Below are 20,553 nucleotides of genomic sequence, written 5' to 3'. Positions count from 1 at the left end.
TTCTACAACCGCACCCGCAAACAGGCACGACTTGGTTATCTGTCGCCTGCTGCTTTCAGCCAACAATACTATGCAAAACAGATGACCGCTTAACCCGTTGGACTCTGTGATTGACGACCTACCTCACTCCTTTGCCAGATTTACCTGGTACTGATGAAAAGGCGAGTCAACATAGGCCAGAGGCTGTGCAGAAAATAATTCTGATAAAGGAAAGGTGAAGGCCAGCAGCATACAGTGCAATTCCCATATGATAAAACACATAACCAACGCATTCGTATGTGGATTTGTACGATAAGGAGCACTGTTGGATTTTTCGAAAGCTGTAAAGGTCATTTATCCGTTTGGTATGTTTCGTTGTGATGCTTCATATGTATTTGCTTCATTCTGCGTAACCCCGGTTTTTAGCGGTGCCTGAGCTAATACGGTGCTCCGAACGCTTTGGTAGCCATATATTTTCATCCGGTAAATCTGCCGTGGCATGTTTTTCCGGCCAAGGGATGGAGAAAATAGTATTTTTTCATAAAAATCTGGCTACAAACGCTTTTTCGATATTTCCATTCAGCGGGATTCGGACACGGTGGCCGCTGCCGGGTGCGATGCTGACGGCATTGCCTTCAAGATCCTGCATTTGTTCGAGCTGGATGACGCGATTACCGGAGGGATGGACGATTTCCAGGCGATCGCCAATCTGAAAACGGTTTTTGACCAGGATTTCAGCCATGCCGGCGGTGGCATCAACCTGTTCGATGTCGCCCACATACTGGCTGCGGGAGGATTCAGAATGGCCGCGCAGATAGTTCTGGGTTTCCTGACTGTGGTGGCGCTGATAGAAGCCATCGGTATAGCCGCGATTGGCCAGTCCTTCCAGCTGACTCAGCAAGGAAGGATCAAAGGGACGCTGATGGACGGCATCATCGATTGCCTGGCGATAAACCTGCGCCGTGCGGGCGACGTAGTAGGCTGATTTGGTTCGCCCCTCGACCTTGAGGGAATCAATGCCGATTTCGGTCAGGCGTGCGACATGTTCGACCGCGCGTAAATCCTTGGAGTTCATGATGTAGGTACCATGCTCGTCTTCCATGACAGGCATCAGCTGTCCCGGCCGCTGGCTTTCTTCAATCAGATAAACCTGATCGGCGGCAGGGTGGCGCTGTATGGCGGTATTGCTGAAAGAAACAGATTCGGTTGACTGGAGCGCCTCATTAAAATCGAAGTCAATTTTTTGCGGCAGTTCAATGTCGCCGCTGGCATTTTCTTCAGCGGCTTTAACCTTGTAATCCCAGCGGCAGGAGTTGGTGCAGGTGCCCTGATTGGGGTCGCGATGGTTGAAATAACCGGACAGCAGGCACCTGCCGGAATAGGCAATGCAGAGGGCTCCGTGCACAAAGACTTCCAGTTCCATATCCGGGCAGAGTTCGCGGATTTCGGTAATTTCATCGAGCGACAGTTCACGCGAAAGAATCACGCGTGTCAGACCGAGTGACTGCCAGAATTTAACAGCGGCATAGTTGACCGTATTGGCCTGGACGGACAGATGAATTGCCACATCCGGCCATTTTTCCCGCACCAGCATGATCAGACCTGGGTCGGCCATGATCAGCGCATCAGGTTGCAGTTCAATGACGGGTTCCATGTCACGCAGGTAAGTTTTTACCTTGCTGTTGTGTGGCATCAGATTGCTGGCCACAAAAAATTTTTTGCCGAGCTGACGGGCTTCAGTAATGCCTGTCTGCAGTTGTGGCAAGGTAAATTCATTGTTGCGGGCACGCAGTGAGTAGCGTGGCTGGCCGGCATAAACGGCATCTGCGCCGAAGGCATAGGCAGCGCGCATTTTTTCCAGTGAGCCGGCGGGCAGGAGTAATTCAGGGGCTTTCAGCATGATGTAAAATGAAAGAAGTGGGCTGGGGGAGTAAAGCAGATTTGGCTCCTTCCCTTCGCTATCCGGTTGTTTTTCAAAGTTTCAGTGAGTACTGCCATTGTATCACCATGCCGATTGACCCTGTTTTTGTCCATTTGCGCCTGCATAGCGAATACTCTGTTGTAGACGGTATCGTGCGGATTGAAGAAGCGATTGCCAGGGCGCGCGATACCGGTATGCCAGCGCTGGCATTGACCGACCTTTCCAACCTCTTTGGTCTGGTCAAATTTTATCAGTGTGCGATCAGGGCCGGAATCAAGCCGGTTGCCGGTTGTGACGTCTGGATTGCGAATGAGAACGATGTGGACAGGCCATATCGTTTGTTGCTGTTGTGCCAGTCTTTTTCCGGTTATCTGCTTTTAAGCCGCCTGCTATCCCGCGCTTATCGCGAAAATATGTGTCGCGGGCGTGCCGAGCTGAAGAAGAGCTGGTTCCGGGAAGATGAGGCGGGTACAGAAGGATTGATTGCTTTGTCTGGTGGAGATCAGGGGGAGGTGGGGCGATTATTGCTGGCGGATCTTCCGGCTGCAGTTACGGCTGCGCAGCAGTGGGCAGATTTGTTTCCCGGCCGATTTTATCTGGAGATCCAGCGTTGTGGCCGGCCTGATGAGAAAGTATCAGGGTATGCCCTGCTGGATCTGGCTTCCAGCCTGAAGCTGCCGGTGGTGGCAACGCATCCGGTGCAATTCATGCAGCCGGAAGATTTCAGAGCGCATGAAGCGCGCGTATGTATCGCACAGGGCTACGTGCTGGGAGACCGTAAACGCCCGCGGGAGTTTACTGAGCAGCAGTATTTCAAGACACCTGAGGAAATGAGCGAACTGTTCCGCGATGTGCCGGAGGCGCTGGCCAATAGCATAGAGATCGCTCGCCGCTGTTCGCTGCTGCTTACGCTGGGCATCAACCGCCTGCCGGATTTCCCGACGCCTGCCGGAACCAGTGTCGAGCAGCATTTGCGTGACCGGGCGCAGGCAGGGCTGTCCGTGAGAATGGAGCAGTTATTTCCGGAGGTGGCACAGCGTAATGAAAAATGGCCGGTTTATCAGGCACGCCTGGATTTTGAAGTGGAAACCATCATTCAGATGGGGTTCGCCGGTTACTTCCTGATTGTGTCTGACTTTATCAGCTGGGCAAAGCGGCATGATGTGCCGGTCGGGCCGGGCCGCGGTTCCGGAGCGGGCTCGCTGGTGGCTTATTCGCTGGATATTACAGATCTGGATCCGCTGCGTTACGACCTGCTGTTTGAGCGCTTTCTTAACCCGGAGCGGGTGTCCATGCCGGATTTTGATATTGATTTTTGTCAGGATCGGCGTGAGCAGGTGATTGAGTATGTGCGTGACCGCTACGGAGCAGAGAGCGTGGCGCAGATTGTGACCTTTGGCACCATGGCTGCCAAGGCGGTGGTGCGGGATGTCGGCCGCGTGCTCGATCTGCCGTATAACTTTGTCGATCAGCTGGCCAGGCTGGTGCCATTCGAGCTGGGCATGACCCTGCGCAGGGCGCGTGAAATCGAGCCTTTGCTTAATCAGCGTGCAGAAGCGGAAGAGGATGTGCGTAATCTGCTGGAACTGGCTGAGCGTCTGGAAGGGTTGACGCGTAACGTGGGTATGCATGCCGGGGGAGTGTTGATTGCTCCGGGAAAGATCACCGATTTCTGCCCGATTTACAGTGCGGATTCGGGAGATTCGGTTGTCAGCCAGTACGACAAGGATGATGTTGAGAAAATCGGCCTGGTGAAGTTTGATTTTCTCGGTTTGCGAACACTGACCATTCTGGATCGGGCGGTGTCTGACATCCGGCAGTGCCGGTCAGTTTCATCGGGTGAGAAGGATAGCAGCGCGCGATCTGCGGAAGAAAATCATTTTTCACTGGGGGATATTTCTCTTGATGATGCAGCTACCTTTTCCCTGATGGGCAAGGGTAACACGGTCGGGATTTTCCAGTTTGAATCGCGCGGGATGAAAGATCTGCTGCAGCGGGCAAAACCTGATCGGTTTGAGGATCTGATTGCGCTGGTGGCGCTTTACCGGCCGGGACCGATGGATCTGATTCCCGATTTTATTGAGCGCAAGCACGGCAAACGGGTGGACTACCTTGATCCTCGTTTGCAGCCGATTCTGGGCCCGACCTACGGCATCATGATTTACCAGGAGCAGGTGATGCAGATTGCCCAGGTGATCGGCGGTTACAGCCTGGGTGGAGCGGATCTGCTGCGGCGTGCCATGGGTAAGAAAAAAGTGGAAGAGATGGCGCAGCAGCGCGCAGTTTTCGTTGAAGGTGCTGTTAGAAACGGCATGGCGGAAGCGGATGCCGTGACGCTGTTTGGCCTGATGGAAAAGTTTGCCGGCTATGGTTTCAATAAATCCCATGCGGCAGCGTACGCGCTGATTGCCTACCAGACGGCGTATCTCAAAGCACATTACCCTGCAGAGTTCATGGCAGCCTGTATGTCATCCGATATGGATGATACCGACAAGGTGAACATGTTTTATGAGGACTGCAAGCTGAATGGTATTACCATCCTGCCGCCGGATATCAATCAGTCCGGGTATTACTTCGTCCCACTCAATCATAAAACGGTTCGCTATGGTTTGGGGGCGGTTAAAGGATCGGGCGAGGCGGCAATTTCAGCGATGGTGCGAGCCAGGGATCAGGGAGGCGGGTTTACCGACCTGTTCGATTTTTGCCGGCGTGTTGATCGGCGAATTGTTAACCGCCGTACTATTGAAGCACTCATTCGCGCGGGAGCATTTGATACGGTTGAAATCAATCGGGCAGTACTGCTTGCCTCCGTGGGAAACGCTATGGAGTTTGCCGAGCAATGCAGTCTGACAGCCAGCCAGGTAAATTTGTTTGACGAGAATGCCGGAATGATTCAGCCACCCGTCATGACAATTGTGGCGCAGTGGCCGGAAAAAGAGAAACTGCAGCATGAAAAGGCAGCATTAGGATTTTATTTAAGCGGGCATCCTTATGACAGCTATGCCAGGGAGCTGGGTCGTTTCATCCCGGTACGTCTCAACCGTGTTGTGACCGGACGTGAGCCGCAGCTGATTGCCGGCGTGATCTACGCGATACGTACGCAAATGTCCCGGCGTGGCAAGATGGCGATTGTTACGCTGGACGATGGTCTGGCGAGGGTGGAAGTTGTGGTTTACAGCGATTTGCTGAGTACAAATTCATCACTCCTGAAAGCAGATCAGCTGCTGATTGTCAGGGCGCTGATCAGTAATGGCAATGGAGAAAATGCAGAAAGGCGCATTGTGGCAAAGGAGGTGTACGACTATGCTACAGCCCGCTCAATGCATGCCAGAAAACTGAAAATTACGGTTGATGATCCGGATCGCCTTGCGCCCGCACAACTGAAGGAGTTACTGACAGCGTATCGTCCGGACAATGCTGCCCTTTCAGCAGGTTGTGCGGTATCGATTGATTTTCGCAATCAGGCGGGAGGGTGTGAAATTGACCTGGGCAGCCGCTGGCGTGTCTGTTTGCATGAAGCCCTGACTGAATCACTTGTCCATCTCCTTGGCCGGGACAAGGTGGAAGTGATGTATTAATAAAACAGAATTTTCCGTCAGGTCGTCAGTAACCCTGAGCTGCTGCATTCCCGTGAATATATTCGATGTAGACCCACAGCATCAGGATAAGGAACAGAACCAGTGAGAGTGTGACGCGTATGGTGAGTGATTTGACCATGCGTGTGCTGTCGCCTTTATCCTTGAGCATGTAATAAAACGCTGAACCCAGGCTGTACAGGATGGATAGCAGAAGTAGAATGGCAAGTATTTTCAAGTGTTTCCCCGGTGGGTGGCTGGTCGTTGCTACACTGTCTTTATCGTTTTTTTATTGTAACTGATAACCACTGGCTGTGAATCTTCCTGATACAAAATCTCCCCCGGCCATTTTTCTGACAGGGCCTACTGCCAGTGGCAAATCAGCTGTGGCTTTGGAAATTGCACGGCATTTGCCGGTAGAAATCATCAGCGTTGATTCAGCGCAGGTTTACCGGTACATGGATATCGGCAGTGCCAAGCCGGACAAATCGACACAGGTAAAAATCCCTCACCATCTGATCGATCTGATCAACCCCGATGAAAGTTATTCTGCTGCGCAATTCAGAGAAGATGCCCTGTCTGTTATGCATGGAATTGTTATGCGCGGGAAAGTACCACTGCTGGTTGGTGGCACGATGCTATATTTCAAGGTGTTGCGACAGGGACTGGCCACATTGCCTGCAGCGGATGGTGAGACGCGTAAGGAGCTGGAGCAACTGGCACTTGAGAAAGGGTGGCCTGCCATGCATGCTGTCCTGAGTCAGCTTGATCCTGTTACAGCGGAACGTATCAGACCGAATGACAGTCAGCGGATACAGCGTGCGCTGGAAGTGTGCTACCTGACCGGCAGACCCATGTCGGAAGTGCTGCAGCAACAGCAGGATGCTGATTTTCCTTATCGCGTTTTCAATATTGCCTTGCTTCCGGGTGAGCGCAGTGCGCTGCATGATCGTATCTGTCAGCGGTTTGGCAAAATGCTGGAAATGGGGCTGGTTGATGAGGTGCGCATGATTCGCGAGCGATTTCATATGGATGGCAACGTACCTTCCATGCGGTGCGTGGGTTACCGGCAGGTTTGCATGTATCTGGACAGTGAAATCAGCTTTGCAAGAATGCAGGAGATGGGTGTTTTTGCGACCAGACAACTGGCTAAACGTCAGCTGACCTGGCTGCGATCAATGAATGACCTGCAGGTGTTTGACTGCTTGGATAACCGGCTGGCTGCACAGATCATTCATTATATTCAGTCACACTCTGTTTTTTCCCGGTAAGCCTTTTCGGTTAATCAGGCCGGCAGTGAAACGCTTGCGGGAGGCAAGGGGGGAGCAAAACAAGCAGAACAAAAAAACAGGGTTTAACCGGCTTTACCGATCGATTTTATGGCTGACCGCTCATTCTGAGCAGAGATTGTGCGGTGTACTGCAGATACGCCGGATTTTACTGGCGTCCCCAAGGGGATTCGAACCCCTGTACTCACCGTGAAAGGGTGATGTCCTAGGCCTCTAGACGATGGGGACCAAGGTTTTCAGAAAGTAAAGCAGCTGGTGGAGATAAGCGGGATCGAACCGCTGACCTCTTGCATGCCATGCAAGCGCTCTCCCAGCTGAGCTATACCCCCGGTCCAAACAAGACGGCGATTATACTAACCACTGGCTCTGTTGTAAAGCTGTGTAGCAGTAATGACGCCGTTGGCACCCTGATTTACCTTTTTCAGGAAGCTCTTTTTTATGTATTTTTACGCATTAGTCATTTTTTGTGGATCGACCCACATATCGAACTGCTCTGCTGTAACGTAACCCAGCCTGACTGCTGCTTCTTTCAATGTCAGCGTTTCGCGGTACGCTTTTTTGGCAATTTCTGCTGCTTTATCGTAACCGATGTATGGATTAAGTGCGGTTACCAGCATCAGTGATTCCTGTAAATGCTGTTTGATCCGGACCGTGTTGGCAGTAATACCGGTTGCACAATGTGTGTTGAAGCTTTCCATGCCATCCGCAAGCAAACGCACGCTCTGCAGAAAGTTGTGAATGATCAGTGGTTTCATAACATTGAGTTCAAAATTTCCCATCGCCCCCCCCAGGTTGATTGCGACATCATTACCCATGACCTGGCAGGCGAGCATGACAATCGCTTCTGATTGAGTGGGGTTGACCTTTCCGGGCATGATTGAGCTGCCGGGTTCATTTTCCGGGATACGAATCTCGCCTATGCCGCAGCGCGGGCCGGATGCCAGCCAGCGGACATCATTGGCAATCTTGATCAGTGCCGCTGCCAGTGTCTTCAATACGCCATGCGCATGGACCAGCGCATCATGCGCGGCCAGCGCTTCAAATTTGTTCGGGGCTGTTACGAAAGGATGGCCGCTGAGATGTGTTATTTCAGCTGCAACGCGCTGAGCAAATTCCGGATGGGTATTAAGGCCGGTACCTACTGCCGTTCCGCCCAGTGCCAGTTCAAGCAGATGTGGCAATGCAGCTTTAAGATGAGCCAGGCAGTGATCGAGTTGTGACACATAGCCGGAAAATTCCTGTCCCAGTGTCAGTGGAGTGGCATCCTGCAAATGGGTGCGACCAATTTTGACGATGTCCGAAAATTCTGCCGATTTGGAAGCCAGCGTGTTGCACAAGATTTCCAGTGCGGGAATCAGCCGGCCGCAGATGGCTTCCACGGCAGCCACGTGCATGGCGGTAGGAAAAACATCGTTGGAAGATTGCCCTTTGTTGACGTGGTCGTTGGGGTGGATCTTGCGATCTTTGCCGCGCGTGCCGCCCAGAATTTCCGAGGCGCGGTTGGCCAGTACCTCGTTCATATTCATGTTGGTCTGTGTGCCGGAACCGGTTTGCCAGATCACCAGTGGAAACTCACCGATATGCTTGCCTGCCAGCACTTCATCAGCAGCAGTAATGATTGCCTGCGTAATATTTTCATCCAGCAGTTCCAGATCACGATTAACGCTGGCAGCAGCGCGCTTGACCAGTGCCAGTGCGTGGATCAGTGCTTGTGGCATGCGTTCGCCTGAAATATTGAAATGGCTGAGTGATCGTTGTGTCTGTGCACCCCACAGGGCATTGGCAGGCACCTGTACTGTGCCCATTGCGTCACGTTCTTCGCGATACTGATCCATGGCTGTTTTTCAGAAAAATTGATGGAGTTTATGCGGGACAGTGATCAGCCGCGTGTGTTGAACTGTTCCTCAAAAGCCTCCAGGAATACCGGAAGTTGAGGTTGCCAGCCTTTTTTGCGGTGTTCTGCAACAACATTGGTGAAAATGCCACCGCGTACATAAAATTTTGAAGTCAACCGAATAAAGCGGGGTTTCATTGTGGCGACCAGATCATCCAGAATCCGGTTGGTTACGGCCTCATGAAAAGTGCCCTGATCACGATATGACCAGATATAGAGCTTGAGGCTCTTGAGCTCGATGCATTTTTTGTCGGGGATATAATCCAGTATCAGCCGCGCAAAATCCGGTTGCCCGGTTTTGGGACACAGGCAGGTAAACTCCGGTATTTCCATGTGGATCCGGTAATCGCGTGTCTGCACAGGATTTTCGAAGGTTTCCAGCTGCTTCGAAGGTTGGGTGGTCATGATTTCCTCAGTTTGTATGACAGGCAGATCGGTTGTCAGCCTGTTAAAATGATGCGTTTAGCCGAAATTATAACCTTTTACCTTCCAAATTGCGCCTGACCGAAATCAAACTGGCCGGCTTCAAGACATTCGTTGATCCTGCGGTGATTCCTGTTCCGGGGAATCTTGTCGGGATCGTCGGGCCAAACGGCTGCGGTAAATCCAATGTCATCGACGCGGTGCGCTGGGTGCTGGGCGAATCACGCGCCTCGGCACTGCGGGGGGAATCATTGCAGGATGTGATTTTTAACGGATCTGCCACCCGTAAACCGATCGGGCGTGCCAGTGTTGAGCTGATATTCGATAACAGCTCGGGCAAGGCAGCCGGCCAGTGGAAAGCCTACAGTGAAATTGCCATCAGGCGCGTGATTCAGCGCGATGGTGAATCATCCTATTACATCAACAACCTTCACGTTCGCCGGCGGGATATTACCGATATGTTCCTGGGAACAGGGGTCAGCGGGCGCGGCTATGCCATCATTGAACAGGGAATGATCTCCCGCATCATTGAAGCCAGACCGCAAGAGTTGCGCATATTTCTTGAAGAAGCAGCCGGCATTACGCGCTACCACGAAAAACGTCATGAGACCGGGCTGCGCCTGGCTGATGCGCGCGGTAACCTGCAGCGTGTGGATGACATTCTCGAAGAGCTGGAGAAACAGCAACAGCATCTGGAAATACAGGCGGAGCGTGCGGTTCGCTATCAGGATCTGCAGCAGCAGCTGACGGCAATGCAGTATGCGCTGTGGACACTGCGCAAGCAGCAGGCTGCTCAGTCACGGTTTGAGGCGCAGGTGGAAATCGAGCGACTGATGCAGGAAACAGAAGTGATTCGATCCGGTACACAAGCCGCGGTTGAGAAGCTGGATGAACTGCGCATGCACCATCGTACGGTAAGTGATCGTCAGCATCAGGTTCAGGGGGAGTTGTACGCTGCGGATGGAGAAATTGCCCGTGTCGAGCAAAGCATCCGGCATATCCGTCTGAACAGGGAGCAGCTCGATCATCAGATTGATGAGGCTGTACTGCAGTTGCAAAATCATGAGCAGCAACTGAATGAGGCCGGTGAAAATCTGCTGTCCTGGCAGGAAAAGCTGGAGCAGGTCAGAAGTTGCCATATTTCCTGTGCTGAAGAACATGCGCAGGAAACCGGGAAGCTGCCACAAATGGAATCATCTGCACAGTCAGACCGGGCCCGGCTGGCCGGGCTGCAGGAAAAGCTGGCACTGGCCAGACAGAATGAGAAACTGCAGCAGAACCAGCAGAGCTATGCTGAAAAAACGCTGCAGCAGCTGATGATACGTCGTGAGCGTCTGCTGGAAGAGCAGGCGAATCAGCCGGAGATTGACCCGGTGCAACTGGACGGGTTGCAGCAGGAAGCAGCAGAGTTTGCTGCTTTGCTGGCACAGAATCGAGATGCACTCAGTGAGCTGGAAGTACAGTTGCACGCCGTACAACAGGAGCGTGATGCTGCTCAGCAGACTGTTCAGTCGCTGCAGCGTGATCTGGCCCGGGCTAATGCCCGGTGTGACGTTCTGCAGCGCTTGCAGGACCAGATCGAGGATAACCGGGAATTGAACGCGTGGATGGCCAGACTTCAGCTGCATCTGCTGCCAAGGCTGTGGCAGCAGATTTCGGTTGAGCCGGGCTGGGAAACAGCATTGGAGGCGGTGCTGCGTGAGCGTATTCAGGCAGTGGTTGTGGATCAGCTGGAACAGGTGCTGGCTTGGGAAAACGATAAGGAAGGGCAGCGCCCCCCCGCGAAATGGTCAGTGTGTGAACCTGTGTCAGCGGATCAGTCCGCGGACTGGCGCGACAGCAGGGGCCAGCCGGATCGGCGAGCATGGAAGCCACTTAATACATTGCTGAATTGCCGCAATCCGGCAGTGCAGGGTGTGCTGAGAAACTGGCTGCATGGAGTGTTTGTCACTGACAGTCTGGCGCTGGCCCTGGCTGAACGGATGCAGCTTGTTTCCGGTGAGATGCTGGTAACAGCAGAAGGGCACAGCGTAACCGGTTGTGGTGTCAGTTATTTTGCGCCTGATTCTGCAGTACATGGCATTCTGCAGCGCCAGCGCGAGATTGCGCAGATCAGGGAGGAATGCGGGCAGATCGGGCAATCGGTGGTATCCCGGCAGCAGATCCTGGCTGAAACCGAGCAGCGCTGTCAGCATATTGCGGCAGATATTGTACAGATTCGGCGAACGATCGAAGAGATCAGGGTGCAGCAGCATGACCGGCAGATACAGGCAGTGCAACTGACGCAACAGATCGAGCAGATATCCCGGCAACAGGCCCGGATTGAAACCGGACTGGCAGATCTGGCAGTGCAGGTTGAGGAAGAATTTTCACAAAAATATCAGACTGAAACAGAGCTGGCTGCCTGTGAAGCAGAAAGGACGGAACTGGAAGTACAGGTAAATCAGGTGCAATCCATCAGCCAGTCATCCGGGCAGGTATTGGCGACACAGTATGCGCTGGTGCAGCGCTTGTCGGATAAATTGCGTGAAGCGGCTTTCAGTGAGCAGAACTGCCAGAGCAGAATCGCGGATTGTGAGCAGCGTATCGGGATGATCTCCCGGAACAGGGGGACTCTGGATGAAAGTATTCAGAAATTGCGGGATACCCGCGCTAATCTGGACGAATCGTCACTGACAGCAGAGGCAGAACACTGGCAAGCCCAGCGCAATCAGCATGAACAGGTGTTAATGGCAACCCGGCACGAGCTGGAAAATATCAGTGATGCGTTACGTGAAACGGAACAGGCCCGGATGCAGGCAGAACAGCGGTTGCATGAACTGGGTGAAATGATTGGCCAGGCACGGCTGCGTGAACAGGAAGCGGGGATGACTGAAACTCAGTTTGCAGACAGGCTGGCGGAGCTGGGTGAGGCGGTATCGGAAATGGCATTGCAACCCGTGAATGAACCACCGGCAAAACTGCAAACACGTATTAACCGTTTTACCGGGGAAATCGCTGCGCTCGGGGCGGTTAACCTGGCGGCACTACAGGAGCTGGAAACGTTAAAATCACGCCGGACCCACCTGGAAGAACAGTCTCATGATTTGCGCGAAGCGATTGCAACACTGGAGCAGGCCATGTTTCAGATTGACTGCGAAACCCGGGAACGTCTGCAGGAAACATTCAGTCAGGTCAATCAGAATCTGTCGGAGTTATTTGCTTCCATTTTCGGGGGAGGGTTTGCGGAACTGGTATTGAGCGGCGAGGATATTCTGGATGCGGGTGTACAGTTGAATGCCCATCCGCCAGGTAAACGGAACAGCTCTATCCATCTGCTTTCCGGTGGGGAAAAAGCCCTGACGGCGCTGGCACTGGTGTTTTCACTGTTCCGGCTCAATCCTGCGCCATTCTGCCTGCTGGACGAAGTCGATGCGCCGCTGGATGACAGTAATGCAGCACGTTTTTGTGAGCTGGTTAAACATATGTCTGAAGAGACCCAGTTTCTTTTCATCAGCCATAATAAAATCGCCATGCAGATGGCGCAGCAGCTGATCGGGGTAACCATGCGGGAACAGGGCGTTTCCCGGGTGGTGACAGTGGATATTGGTAAAGTGACGGCTGCAGGGGGTATGTCTGGCAGTATCTGATGTGTGTGGATGGAATACTTCAGTGTATTCAGAACGATTATAATCGCGCCAAAGGGGGTAACAGTTTATGAGTGACTTGCAGATCAGTCTGGTTATTGTCGGTGTTGTAATCATTGCGGGTGTTGTTATATTCAACAGGATTCAGCTGTCACGCTATCACCGCAAGGTTCATGATGGTTTCAGGTATGAGCATGACGATGTGCTGCTGAATGATGAACGTATATCCGTGTCTGGTAACCAGCGGGTTGAACCTCAGTTTGGGAGCGAAACGCTGTCAGTGCCGGATATCGCGGCAGATTCTGCCGGCAGTCCGGTTGACCGGCCCGTTGCGCATGATCAGCCGGTATCAAAAGAATCCGGTATGCAAAAGAGAGCCGTCAGTATCGACGGCACAATCAGTTATATCGCTGATATTCGTGCAGATTCATCCATACCGCATGAGAAGCTGATTGACCTGCTGCAGCAGAAATTTGATTACGGTAAGCCGGTACACTGGTTTGGGCTGCAGTCGGAAGATCAGCCGTGGGAAGAAATTACCCTCGATACACTTAGCCCCAGAAACACTTATATTGAGCTGAAAGGATGTTTGCAGCTTGCGGACCGTTCCGGACCGGTGACTGAAATCAATCTGTCAAGGTTCCGTGATATGGCGGAAGACTTTGCCGCACAGATCCAGGCGGAAGCTGAATGTCCTGATATTTCCGAAGCTCATGCCAGAGCAACAGATCTGGACAAATTCTGTGCGGATGTTGATGTGATCATGGGTATCAATATCATCAGCAAGGATGGGGGAGCTTTTGTCGGGACTAAAATCCGCGCACTGGCAGAGGCATCCGGTTTCAGGCTGGAATCTGAAGGGGTATTCAAATACCGTGACAATGAGACCGGTGAAGTGCTGTTTTCGCTGGGCAACTTTGAAGCAGCCCCGTTTCTGCCTGCCAGTATGCGAACACTGACTACCCATGGCATTACTTTCCTGCTGGATGTTCCCAGAGTGGCAAATGGTGAAAAAGTGTTTGATCAGATGGCACATATTGCCCGACTTTTTTCATCAACACTGAACGGCATTCTGGTGGATGACAACAGGGTGCCATTGAGTGAGAGCGGTGTGAAAAGAACCAGGCAGCGTCTGACTGATATCCAGGCTGCGATGGCGGCACACAATATTGCTGCGGGCAGTGAAACGGCATTAAACCTGTTTGACTGATAGTGCCTGTTCCCGAATGAATGATGAATGAGCCGGGGACATCCACAGACCTTCCGCTCCAGGCCAGGCTGGAAGCGGGTAAACGGTACTACTGGTGCAGTTGTGGCCTCAGCCGGTCACAACCTTTTTGTGATGGCTCTCACCGTGGAACCGGCATGAATCCGCTGGCATTTGTTGCTGAAAAGACCGGTCTGGTTTCACTCTGCGTGTGCAAGAAAACAAAACATCCTCCTTTTTGTGACTGCTTCTGTATTGTCAGCCGGGAAGGGTAAATTCTCGTAACCGATTGTTGACAGTTCAATCCGCTTTTTTAGGGTGATAGTCCTGTTCTGACATTGAAGCGTGATCAAACATGGCTTCGAATACCAGCAGTTTCTGATTGGGTTTGCGTCGATCTGCCGTACGGCGGTTTCCGGAGAGATTTCCCTGATCCTGTACCCTTCTGTCGTTTCGCGGGTTACGTTCTATGAAGGGACGTAACTGAATACCGCACTGTTCGGTGATATGTTTCTGGGCTGAAGCTACGAAATTATCGATTTCATTTTTCATTGTGCCGATTTCCGCGTCCAGCAAACGTATATTGACAACTACGGCATACTTGTTATCTTCATCACCGGCAGGTGCTTTGTTCTTGATCACATGTATCAGTGAATCCAGGCTGGGCCTCAACTCTTTTGAAAGTGTACGAACCAGATTTTCTGCTTCTTCCGGAGTATGGCTGCCCAGAAAAAAGCCGTAACTCTGCGTCGGGACGAGTCCCCAGAGTGTATGAAGATGGCGCAGTGCCGTAATCAGATGCCAGGGGTGGAGAGACAGGTAAAAATATCCGGAAAAGAGCAGCAGAAATCCCGCAAGCATCACAGGCTCGTGTATTCCCAGGTACAGGCCGGCAAGCCCTGTGATGCCAAACAGTAAATGTATGGAAATAACTGTAAATATCACATCTCCCACACGGTAACCTGCATCAAGCAGAATGTGGTGCAAATGATTATGATCCGGTTCAAAGGGTGATTTGTGCTGCCAGACCCGGCGCAGCATGATGCTGATGGTATCCATCAGGGGAACGGAAAACAGCCAGAGGGCCGTAACTGGCGCCATGGCACGGCTGTTACTGCCCTGGGAAAGATCGATCAGAAGCCAGGCAATCAGGAACCCCAGCAGCATACTGCCGTTATCCCCGAGAAATACTCTGGCCCGGGGTTGCAGCTTGTAACGGAGATTGAAAAACAGAAATCCCACGGTACCACCGGCAAGTGCAAGGATGAGAATGTAGCTGGGATGGTCACCGGCAACCAGGGCAACCGTGCCAAGTAATATCAGGCTCGTCAGTGACAGGGAGCCGGACAGTCCGTCGATTCCATCAATCATATTAAGTGCATTGATGCCCCCGATGGTGGCAAAGAGCGTGAAAGGGATGGCAAGAATCCCCAGCACCAGTACCTCACCAGGTAAAATACTGCCGAGATCAGTCAGCACAACACCGCTTACCAGGGCCATGATCAGGACAACTATGGTTTGTACGATCAGTCTTGTTCTGTAATGAAGCTGAAGGATGTCATCAGCGAAACCCATGACAAAAATGATAATCGAGCTGACCCCAAGCCCGAGCCATTTCATGGAGTGCTCCGGATAATGGCTGACCAGGAAGCAAAGGGCGACGAGCAGTGCTGCGAAGATACCGGTTCCCCCAACGAACGGCGTGAGGTGTCTGTGCTGTTTGTGCTGCCCGGGACGATCAAGGATACCGTAGGCGTATGCCAGAAAAATCGCCAGCCGGATGGTAAGCCCGGCCAGTATTGTACTGGTGGCAAATAAAATGAGTTGTTCTGAGAGATCAGGTTGCATTGGCTTGCCTCATAATTACAAAAATTTACAGAAGGGTATTTCTAAAAATCAGCTTTACAGGTGAGCCGCGGCGCTGTGCGGTACTTGTCGCACCTGCTGATTTAATGGTTTCGTTGTTGCGCTTCATTCCGCGCAACCGGATTTGTGAAAGAACTCAAGAAGACGGGAAAATCCTGATTTACCGTTTTTTCCTCCGGTAATCGTACTGGTATACATACTGGCCATAACCGTGGCGTGAGGAAGTTTCCGGAATACCGTTGAATATCACCCCTTTCAGATTCACCCCTGCCTGCACCAGCTTTTTCACACTCTGTTCGAGCTCCCGTACCGGATGAGCCCCGGCTTTGGCGACCATCAGAGTTGCACCGGCCAGGCGGCCGATAATGGCGGCATCGGTGGCGGCGAGAATCGGTGGAGAATCGATGATAACCAGGTCATATTGTTTGCCGGCCGCTTCCAGGAATTGCCCGAATCGTTCATGCAACAGTAATTCGGACGGGTTGGGCGGGATTTCACCTGTTGAAATAAAATCGATGTTTGCCTGGGGAACCGGTTTGATCACATTGTTAAGATCAGCCGGCTGGCTGATCAGATTAGAGAGGCCATTTTTTCTGTCCAGCTGTAATGATTTATTGATGGCGCCCCTGCGCAAATCTCCATCGACCAGCAGGATTTTCATGCCGGCATCTGCCATCACGATGGCAAGATTCATCGAGATAAACGTTTTCCCAATCCCGGGGCTCGGGCCGGTGATCATGATGATGTTGTTGCGTGCCTCCAGAAATGCAAAGTGCAACGTGGTGCGTAAACTGCGCAGGCTTTCTATGGCGAGATCTTCCCTGTTTTCCAGCGCCAGAAGAAGCGGGAGATGAATACCCGGTGCGGATTCATTTCTCAGCTTTTTCTCAATCAGCTTCTGGTGTTTGCTGTACTGGACTGTTGCGTAAACCGGTACATTCAGCAATTTCTCGATGATGTTCGGATCTTTTACGCCACGACTGAGTGATCTGCAGGCAAAGGCCGTTATGGTGCCCAGCATCAGCCCGGCTATCAGTGCAATCCCCATGATCAGGGTTTTTTTGGGTTTAACCGGCAGATCAGGTGGTATCGCATAATCTACAATTCGTACATTACCGACTGCCCCGGCTTTTGCCACCCGGATGGTCTGGGCGTGATTCAGCAGTGTGGTATAAAGCTCGGCATTGACATCGACATCCCTGGATAATCGCAGAATAATCTGCTGGGTTTCAGGCAACCCTCCGATTTTTCTGTCAAATGCATTGATCTGTGCCTGTAATCTGTGGATCTGTTTGTCGATTGCGATGACATTAGGGTGGGATTCCGTGAATTTCTGGCGCAGTTCATCCCGCTTTTGCTGCAGGAGTGTGATCTGGGTGTTCAGCTCGACCGTACCTGTCAGGATGTTCTGGGTTTCAAGATCAAGATTGATTGAACCTTTGCGGATTCTGTAATCATTCAGGGCATTGGTGGCAATTTCCAGTTGCTCCTTAAGGGCTGGCAGCTGTTTCTCAAGGAATTCGAGTGTTTTCTGGGATTCAGCTGATTTTTGCTCAACATTCTGCTGAAGATAGCTATTGGCAATTTCATTAACGATTCGAACGGCCTGTTTCCGGTCATCCGATTCAAAGGTCAATTCGAGAATACCGGTACCTTTGCCAATTTCTGTAATAGAAAGATTTTCCTTTAACAGCCGGAGTGCCTCACCCCTGGAGCGGCGAATCAGACTAAAGAAGGTGTCCGGGCGTGATCGCAGACGGGTGACAAAAATTCTGACAGGCTGCAGATAGCCTGCCGGCTGCTTAACGGCCAGTTTGCCGACTTCGCCCTCAAGCAGGATCTCATCCTGATAGATGAGCCTGAAGCGATTTTCCCCTGTTGCCTGCAAAATGATTTCTTCATTTTTCCAGCTGTCAGGCACGTCAAATGTATCCACCTGAATAGCCTCACCTCCCCAGGCGTAATGTAAGAATCCGGATGACAGGCCGGGCAGATCATCATCACCCTTGATCCGTTGAAGCCATCTGGCTGCCGCATTGCCAATAAGAGGAAAGAATTTGGGGGTGGCAACAATGTCGAGATGAAGATTTCTGATCGTTTTTCCCAGAATCATTCTGGATTTGATCAGCTCGATTTCAGCCTGAACGGGTGTTTTGGTTTCAAAGAAATTTGTCAGTGAATCCAGCTGATCCGCCATGGACTGGGTGTTTTCCCTGATTTGTAACAGGCTGTCTGCTTTGTAGATGGGTCGGCTCAGGAACGACAGGGCGGCGCCCATGACACAAGTGATGAATGTCATGGTGATAATCAGTTTTTTGTTGTCGATCAGGACATCCAGCAGTTCACTCAGATCAATTTCTTCACTGACCTGGTCAGACAGGTGATCCATACTGTTTCTTGATAAATCAGGTGGCATATCAGGTAATGAACAGGTTATAAAATCCGGGGAATTGCGCTTTCGTCAGGCCGGTGGCAGGGGTTGCAGTCCTGTACCTTGCGGATCGCGGTCCCATCTGGCGGTAACAATATTGTGATACCGGGACGGCAGAGATCAATGTTTCAAAAAGGGCTGAACGGCCAACGTACCATCGAATGAATTCAGCAAGTTGATCGTCGGTTGGATTTGCCCGATGATCTGATTCCAGCGTATTCCCTCGGCCCGGTCGACATAAATAACGTCGCGCGGTTGCAGCGGAAAACGATCTGCCAGGAGCAGGGCGTCAGGTGATTTTGCGTCCAGATGATAGATTTCCGGTTTGCCCAGCCCGCCACGGAATACAAAGATTCTGGCCGGATCAGAAGTTTCCTGGTTGAATCCCCCGGCCTCACTCAGCGCCTCGGTCAATGTCATGCGAGCTTTGTTCATCACCAGACTGCGTGAGCGGCCGGTTGCCCCGCCTGCAACAAAATGATTCGTCTCTCCCAGCACAAAAACCTTGTTCAGTGCGCTGTCCGGCACATTCAGCACATCACCGTGCCGGAGCAGTACATTCTGCGTGACATCCCCTCCTTCATAGAGATTGAGCAGATTGATGCTGTAAGTTTTGTTGTCCCGGGTCAGGATGATATTGCGCAAATCTGCCTCCTGACTGACTCCCCCGGCATTATTGATCGCTTCCAGTACCGTCATCGGTATGTCTTTTACCAGCTGAACGCCAGGGCTGGCTACCTCGCCTACCACATAAACCCGCTGGCTGCGGTAGGCGGCCACACGTACATCGAGCTGTACAAATTCAATGTATTTTGAAAGTTTCCTGGTCAATTCTTCACGAATTTCCTCGACGGTTCGCCCGGCAGCCTGCATAGTGCCTACATAAGGATAAAAAAAGGTGCCGTCTTCACCGACAACATTTCCAGCCGCCTCGGCAGAGCGGAATTCTCCCGCCGGAATAGTCAGTTCAGGGTGATCCCAGACAGTAATATTGAGAATATCTCTGGGGCCTACCCGGTACTGGGTGTAAGGCTCGTTTTTCATGGGAACACCTTTGATGGTGCTGGCACCAATACGATAATCAAAATAATGGTTGGCAACGTTATCGGGGGAAAGGCTGAAGTTTTTGTAATTCTTTTCAAGTGCAATGATCAGCTCGGCATTGATCGTCTGGATATTGAGCTTTTTCAGAATGGCTTCATCATTTTCCCGGACGGGCATTTCCGTACTGGACTGCCGGGAAAACGGGCTCATGTGCTGGCCTGGAATAATTGAGCAGGCGGTGAGCTGACTCAATGCCAGAAGATTAAGACATAACTTTGTAAATTGTCTGTTCATGCTTGAATGTTGATCCCCGGTGCGGGATAGGTACCAAATTCAGAAATCAGGTATGGGCTCGGGATCTGGCAGGTCATAACCTGGTTATCCATTGAGCTGCACTTTGTTCGATCAGTGTCACTGACCGGATAAATTCAGAGCGATCTTTCTGGTAAGGATCACTGATATCAATGCCTTCCCATTCTCCAAAGCGGAATACTTTTCCTTTAGCGCTGGGCGTGCGTGTTTCAATTACAGCTTTCTGCCATGCTTCCATTACCAGTATGAGATCTGCCTGGTGCAGCATGTCATCAGTCAGCTGTCGTGCCCGGTGACTGGAAATATCCAGCCCTCTGTCTGTCATCAGCTGGCGAGCTGTGGGATCGGCCTCATGGCCGGCTAATGCGCCCAGACCGGCGGAACTGACAGAACATTCTGTTTTCCCCGCGCTGATCAACGCTTTTTGCAGGATTCCTTCTGCCATGGGACTCCTGCATATATTGCCTACGCAAACAATTAATATAGTGCTGAACAATTCAGGTTTCCTGTGTTAAATCGGGGTTATCAATTTCTGCCAGATCTTTATTTTTACTGTGCCGGATGCGTGCTGCAGTGCCAGTCCCGGATGTAATACTGTGTTTTACCACTGCCCGGCGGATATTCATAAGCATGAAAACAGCCCGGTTTGTTCTGTTGACTTTCAGCTGTGCAGAACAGGACCGGTAGTAGTCTTGGTTTTATTCCGGATTCCTGGCTGGGGGCACTGGATGCACCAGGTGCCTGACAGACGTGCTCTGATCTGATTTCAGGGGCGAAGATGATGGTTAATCTGGCGATGCTGTTTTTTGACTGCACCGTTTCTGTTTCTAATTCTGTTTTTAATGGAAAGCCCGGGTTTATGGTTTATGTCCGGGTTTGTTTCCGTGACCCGCCTGGGAGCGATTGATTGAAAGTGCTGAGCATCGGTGTGACTGGTTTTGCCGGATTCACGTTAGTCCTGCAGTTATTTGAATGTGACGATGTTG

General features: G+C 51.8%; 14 protein-coding genes and 2 tRNA genes. 5 read left to right on the top strand and 11 right to left on the bottom strand.

Annotated features, from left to right (window positions below; genetic code table 11):
• Nucleotides 1–517: 517 nt before the first annotated feature.
• Complete coding sequence (yegQ, locus tag IT527_RS07450) at nucleotides 518–1,879, bottom strand: tRNA 5-hydroxyuridine modification protein YegQ (RefSeq protein ID WP_363278116.1); 1,362 nt, start codon at nucleotides 1,877–1,879, stop codon at nucleotides 518–520.
• Between the two features lie 107 nt (nucleotides 1,880–1,986).
• Here yegQ and dnaE point away from each other — a divergent pair, with 107 nt between their 5' ends.
• Nucleotides 1,987–5,478, top strand: coding sequence for a DNA polymerase III subunit alpha (gene dnaE, locus IT527_RS07445; RefSeq protein ID WP_292967901.1), 3,492 nt, complete (start codon nucleotides 1,987–1,989; stop codon nucleotides 5,476–5,478).
• A 25-nt stretch (nucleotides 5,479–5,503) separates the two neighbouring features.
• On the opposite strand, the gene IT527_RS07440 is transcribed toward dnaE, so the two are convergent.
• Entirely contained in the window at nucleotides 5,504–5,713 is a 210-nt protein-coding gene (locus IT527_RS07440) for a twin transmembrane helix small protein (protein WP_292967894.1), read from the bottom strand.
• A gap of 76 nt (nucleotides 5,714–5,789) precedes the next feature.
• On the opposite strand from IT527_RS07440, the gene miaA reads away from it, so the two are divergent.
• A complete protein-coding gene (miaA, locus tag IT527_RS07435) occupies nucleotides 5,790–6,746 on the top strand; it encodes a tRNA (adenosine(37)-N6)-dimethylallyltransferase MiaA (protein ID WP_292967893.1) in 957 nt (318 codons plus the stop codon).
• Between the two features lie 170 nt (nucleotides 6,747–6,916).
• Here miaA and IT527_RS07430 read toward each other — a convergent pair.
• From IT527_RS07430 to queF, 4 genes are all read right to left on the bottom strand, one after another.
• Nucleotides 6,917–6,992: transfer RNA gene (locus IT527_RS07430), tRNA-Glu, on the bottom strand.
• A 25-nt stretch (nucleotides 6,993–7,017) separates the two neighbouring features.
• Nucleotides 7,018–7,093 (bottom strand) — tRNA-Ala (locus IT527_RS07425).
• A 117-nt stretch (nucleotides 7,094–7,210) separates the two neighbouring features.
• On the bottom strand, nucleotides 7,211–8,599 hold the full coding sequence (gene fumC / locus IT527_RS07420) for a class II fumarate hydratase (protein WP_292967892.1): 1,389 nt from the start codon (nucleotides 8,597–8,599) through the stop codon (nucleotides 7,211–7,213).
• A gap of 44 nt (nucleotides 8,600–8,643) precedes the next feature.
• A complete protein-coding gene (queF, locus tag IT527_RS07415; protein WP_292967891.1) occupies nucleotides 8,644–9,063 on the bottom strand; it encodes a preQ(1) synthase in 420 nt (139 codons plus the stop codon).
• A gap of 89 nt (nucleotides 9,064–9,152) precedes the next feature.
• Between queF and smc the strand changes: the two genes are divergently transcribed.
• The 3 genes from smc to IT527_RS07400 all read left to right on the top strand — a co-directional run bounded on the left by smc (nucleotide 9,153) and on the right by IT527_RS07400 (nucleotide 14,189).
• A complete protein-coding gene (gene smc / locus IT527_RS07410) occupies nucleotides 9,153–12,710 on the top strand; it encodes a chromosome segregation protein SMC (RefSeq protein WP_292967890.1) in 3,558 nt (1,185 codons plus the stop codon).
• A gap of 67 nt (nucleotides 12,711–12,777) precedes the next feature.
• Nucleotides 12,778–13,917 carry a cell division protein ZipA C-terminal FtsZ-binding domain-containing protein gene (locus IT527_RS07405; RefSeq protein WP_292967889.1) on the top strand — a complete coding sequence of 380 codons (1,140 nt, stop codon included), beginning with the start codon at nucleotides 12,778–12,780 and terminating at the stop codon, nucleotides 13,915–13,917.
• A gap of 20 nt (nucleotides 13,918–13,937) precedes the next feature.
• Nucleotides 13,938–14,189 (top strand): CDGSH iron-sulfur domain-containing protein, encoded by a 252-nt coding sequence (locus IT527_RS07400; protein WP_363278114.1) that lies wholly within the window; start codon nucleotides 13,938–13,940, stop codon nucleotides 14,187–14,189.
• A gap of 25 nt (nucleotides 14,190–14,214) precedes the next feature.
• Here IT527_RS07400 and IT527_RS07395 read toward each other — a convergent pair whose 3' ends face one another.
• From IT527_RS07395 to IT527_RS07375, 5 genes are all read right to left on the bottom strand, one after another.
• A complete protein-coding gene (locus IT527_RS07395; RefSeq protein WP_292967888.1) occupies nucleotides 14,215–15,762 on the bottom strand; it encodes an MraY family glycosyltransferase in 1,548 nt (515 codons plus the stop codon).
• Nucleotides 15,763–15,940: 178 nt separating this feature from the next.
• On the bottom strand, nucleotides 15,941–18,169 hold the full coding sequence (locus tag IT527_RS07390) for a polysaccharide biosynthesis tyrosine autokinase (protein WP_292967887.1): 2,229 nt from the start codon (nucleotides 18,167–18,169) through the stop codon (nucleotides 15,941–15,943).
• A gap of 162 nt (nucleotides 18,170–18,331) precedes the next feature.
• The gene (locus IT527_RS07385; protein ID WP_292967886.1) at nucleotides 18,332–19,549 is read right to left on the bottom strand and encodes a polysaccharide export protein; all 1,218 of its coding nucleotides are present in this window, start codon (nucleotides 19,547–19,549) and stop codon (nucleotides 18,332–18,334) included.
• A gap of 73 nt (nucleotides 19,550–19,622) precedes the next feature.
• A complete protein-coding gene (locus IT527_RS07380; RefSeq protein ID WP_292967885.1) occupies nucleotides 19,623–20,063 on the bottom strand; it encodes a low molecular weight protein-tyrosine-phosphatase in 441 nt (146 codons plus the stop codon).
• 1 nt (nucleotide 20,064) lies between these two features.
• Nucleotides 20,065–20,199, bottom strand: coding sequence for a hypothetical protein (locus tag IT527_RS07375; RefSeq protein WP_292967884.1), 135 nt, complete (start codon nucleotides 20,197–20,199; stop codon nucleotides 20,065–20,067).
• Nucleotides 20,200–20,553: the final 354 nt, after the last annotated feature.

The sequence above is a fragment of the Nitrosomonas sp. genome (assembly GCF_020852615.1).
Lineage (GTDB): Bacteria > Pseudomonadota > Gammaproteobacteria > Burkholderiales > Nitrosomonadaceae > Nitrosomonas.
Note: the sequence above shows the minus strand (reverse complement) of the source record. Positions and strands in the feature narration are given on the sequence as shown.

What these genes read in the sequence shown, in the direction of transcription:
- IT527_RS07395 (WP_292967888.1), bottom strand. Translation starts at nt 15,762, where the DNA reads ATGCAACCTGATCTCTCAGAACAACTCATTTTATTTGCCACCAGTACA.
- IT527_RS07400 (WP_363278114.1), top strand. Translation starts at nt 13,938, where the DNA reads ATGATGAATGAGCCGGGGACATCCACAGACCTTCCGCTCCAGGCCAGG.
- IT527_RS07385 (WP_292967886.1), bottom strand. Translation starts at nt 19,549, where the DNA reads ATGAACAGACAATTTACAAAGTTATGTCTTAATCTTCTGGCATTGAGT.
- dnaE (WP_292967901.1), top strand. Translation starts at nt 1,987, where the DNA reads ATGCCGATTGACCCTGTTTTTGTCCATTTGCGCCTGCATAGCGAATAC.
- IT527_RS07390 (WP_292967887.1), bottom strand. Translation starts at nt 18,169, where the DNA reads ATGGATCACCTGTCTGACCAGGTCAGTGAAGAAATTGATCTGAGTGAA.
- IT527_RS07375 (WP_292967884.1), bottom strand. Translation starts at nt 20,199, where the DNA reads ATGCTTATGAATATCCGCCGGGCAGTGGTAAAACACAGTATTACATCC.
- yegQ (WP_363278116.1), bottom strand. Translation starts at nt 1,879, where the DNA reads ATGCTGAAAGCCCCTGAATTACTCCTGCCCGCCGGCTCACTGGAAAAA.
- IT527_RS07405 (WP_292967889.1), top strand. Translation starts at nt 12,778, where the DNA reads ATGAGTGACTTGCAGATCAGTCTGGTTATTGTCGGTGTTGTAATCATT.
- fumC (WP_292967892.1), bottom strand. Translation starts at nt 8,599, where the DNA reads ATGGATCAGTATCGCGAAGAACGTGACGCAATGGGCACAGTACAGGTG.
- queF (WP_292967891.1), bottom strand. Translation starts at nt 9,063, where the DNA reads ATGACCACCCAACCTTCGAAGCAGCTGGAAACCTTCGAAAATCCTGTG.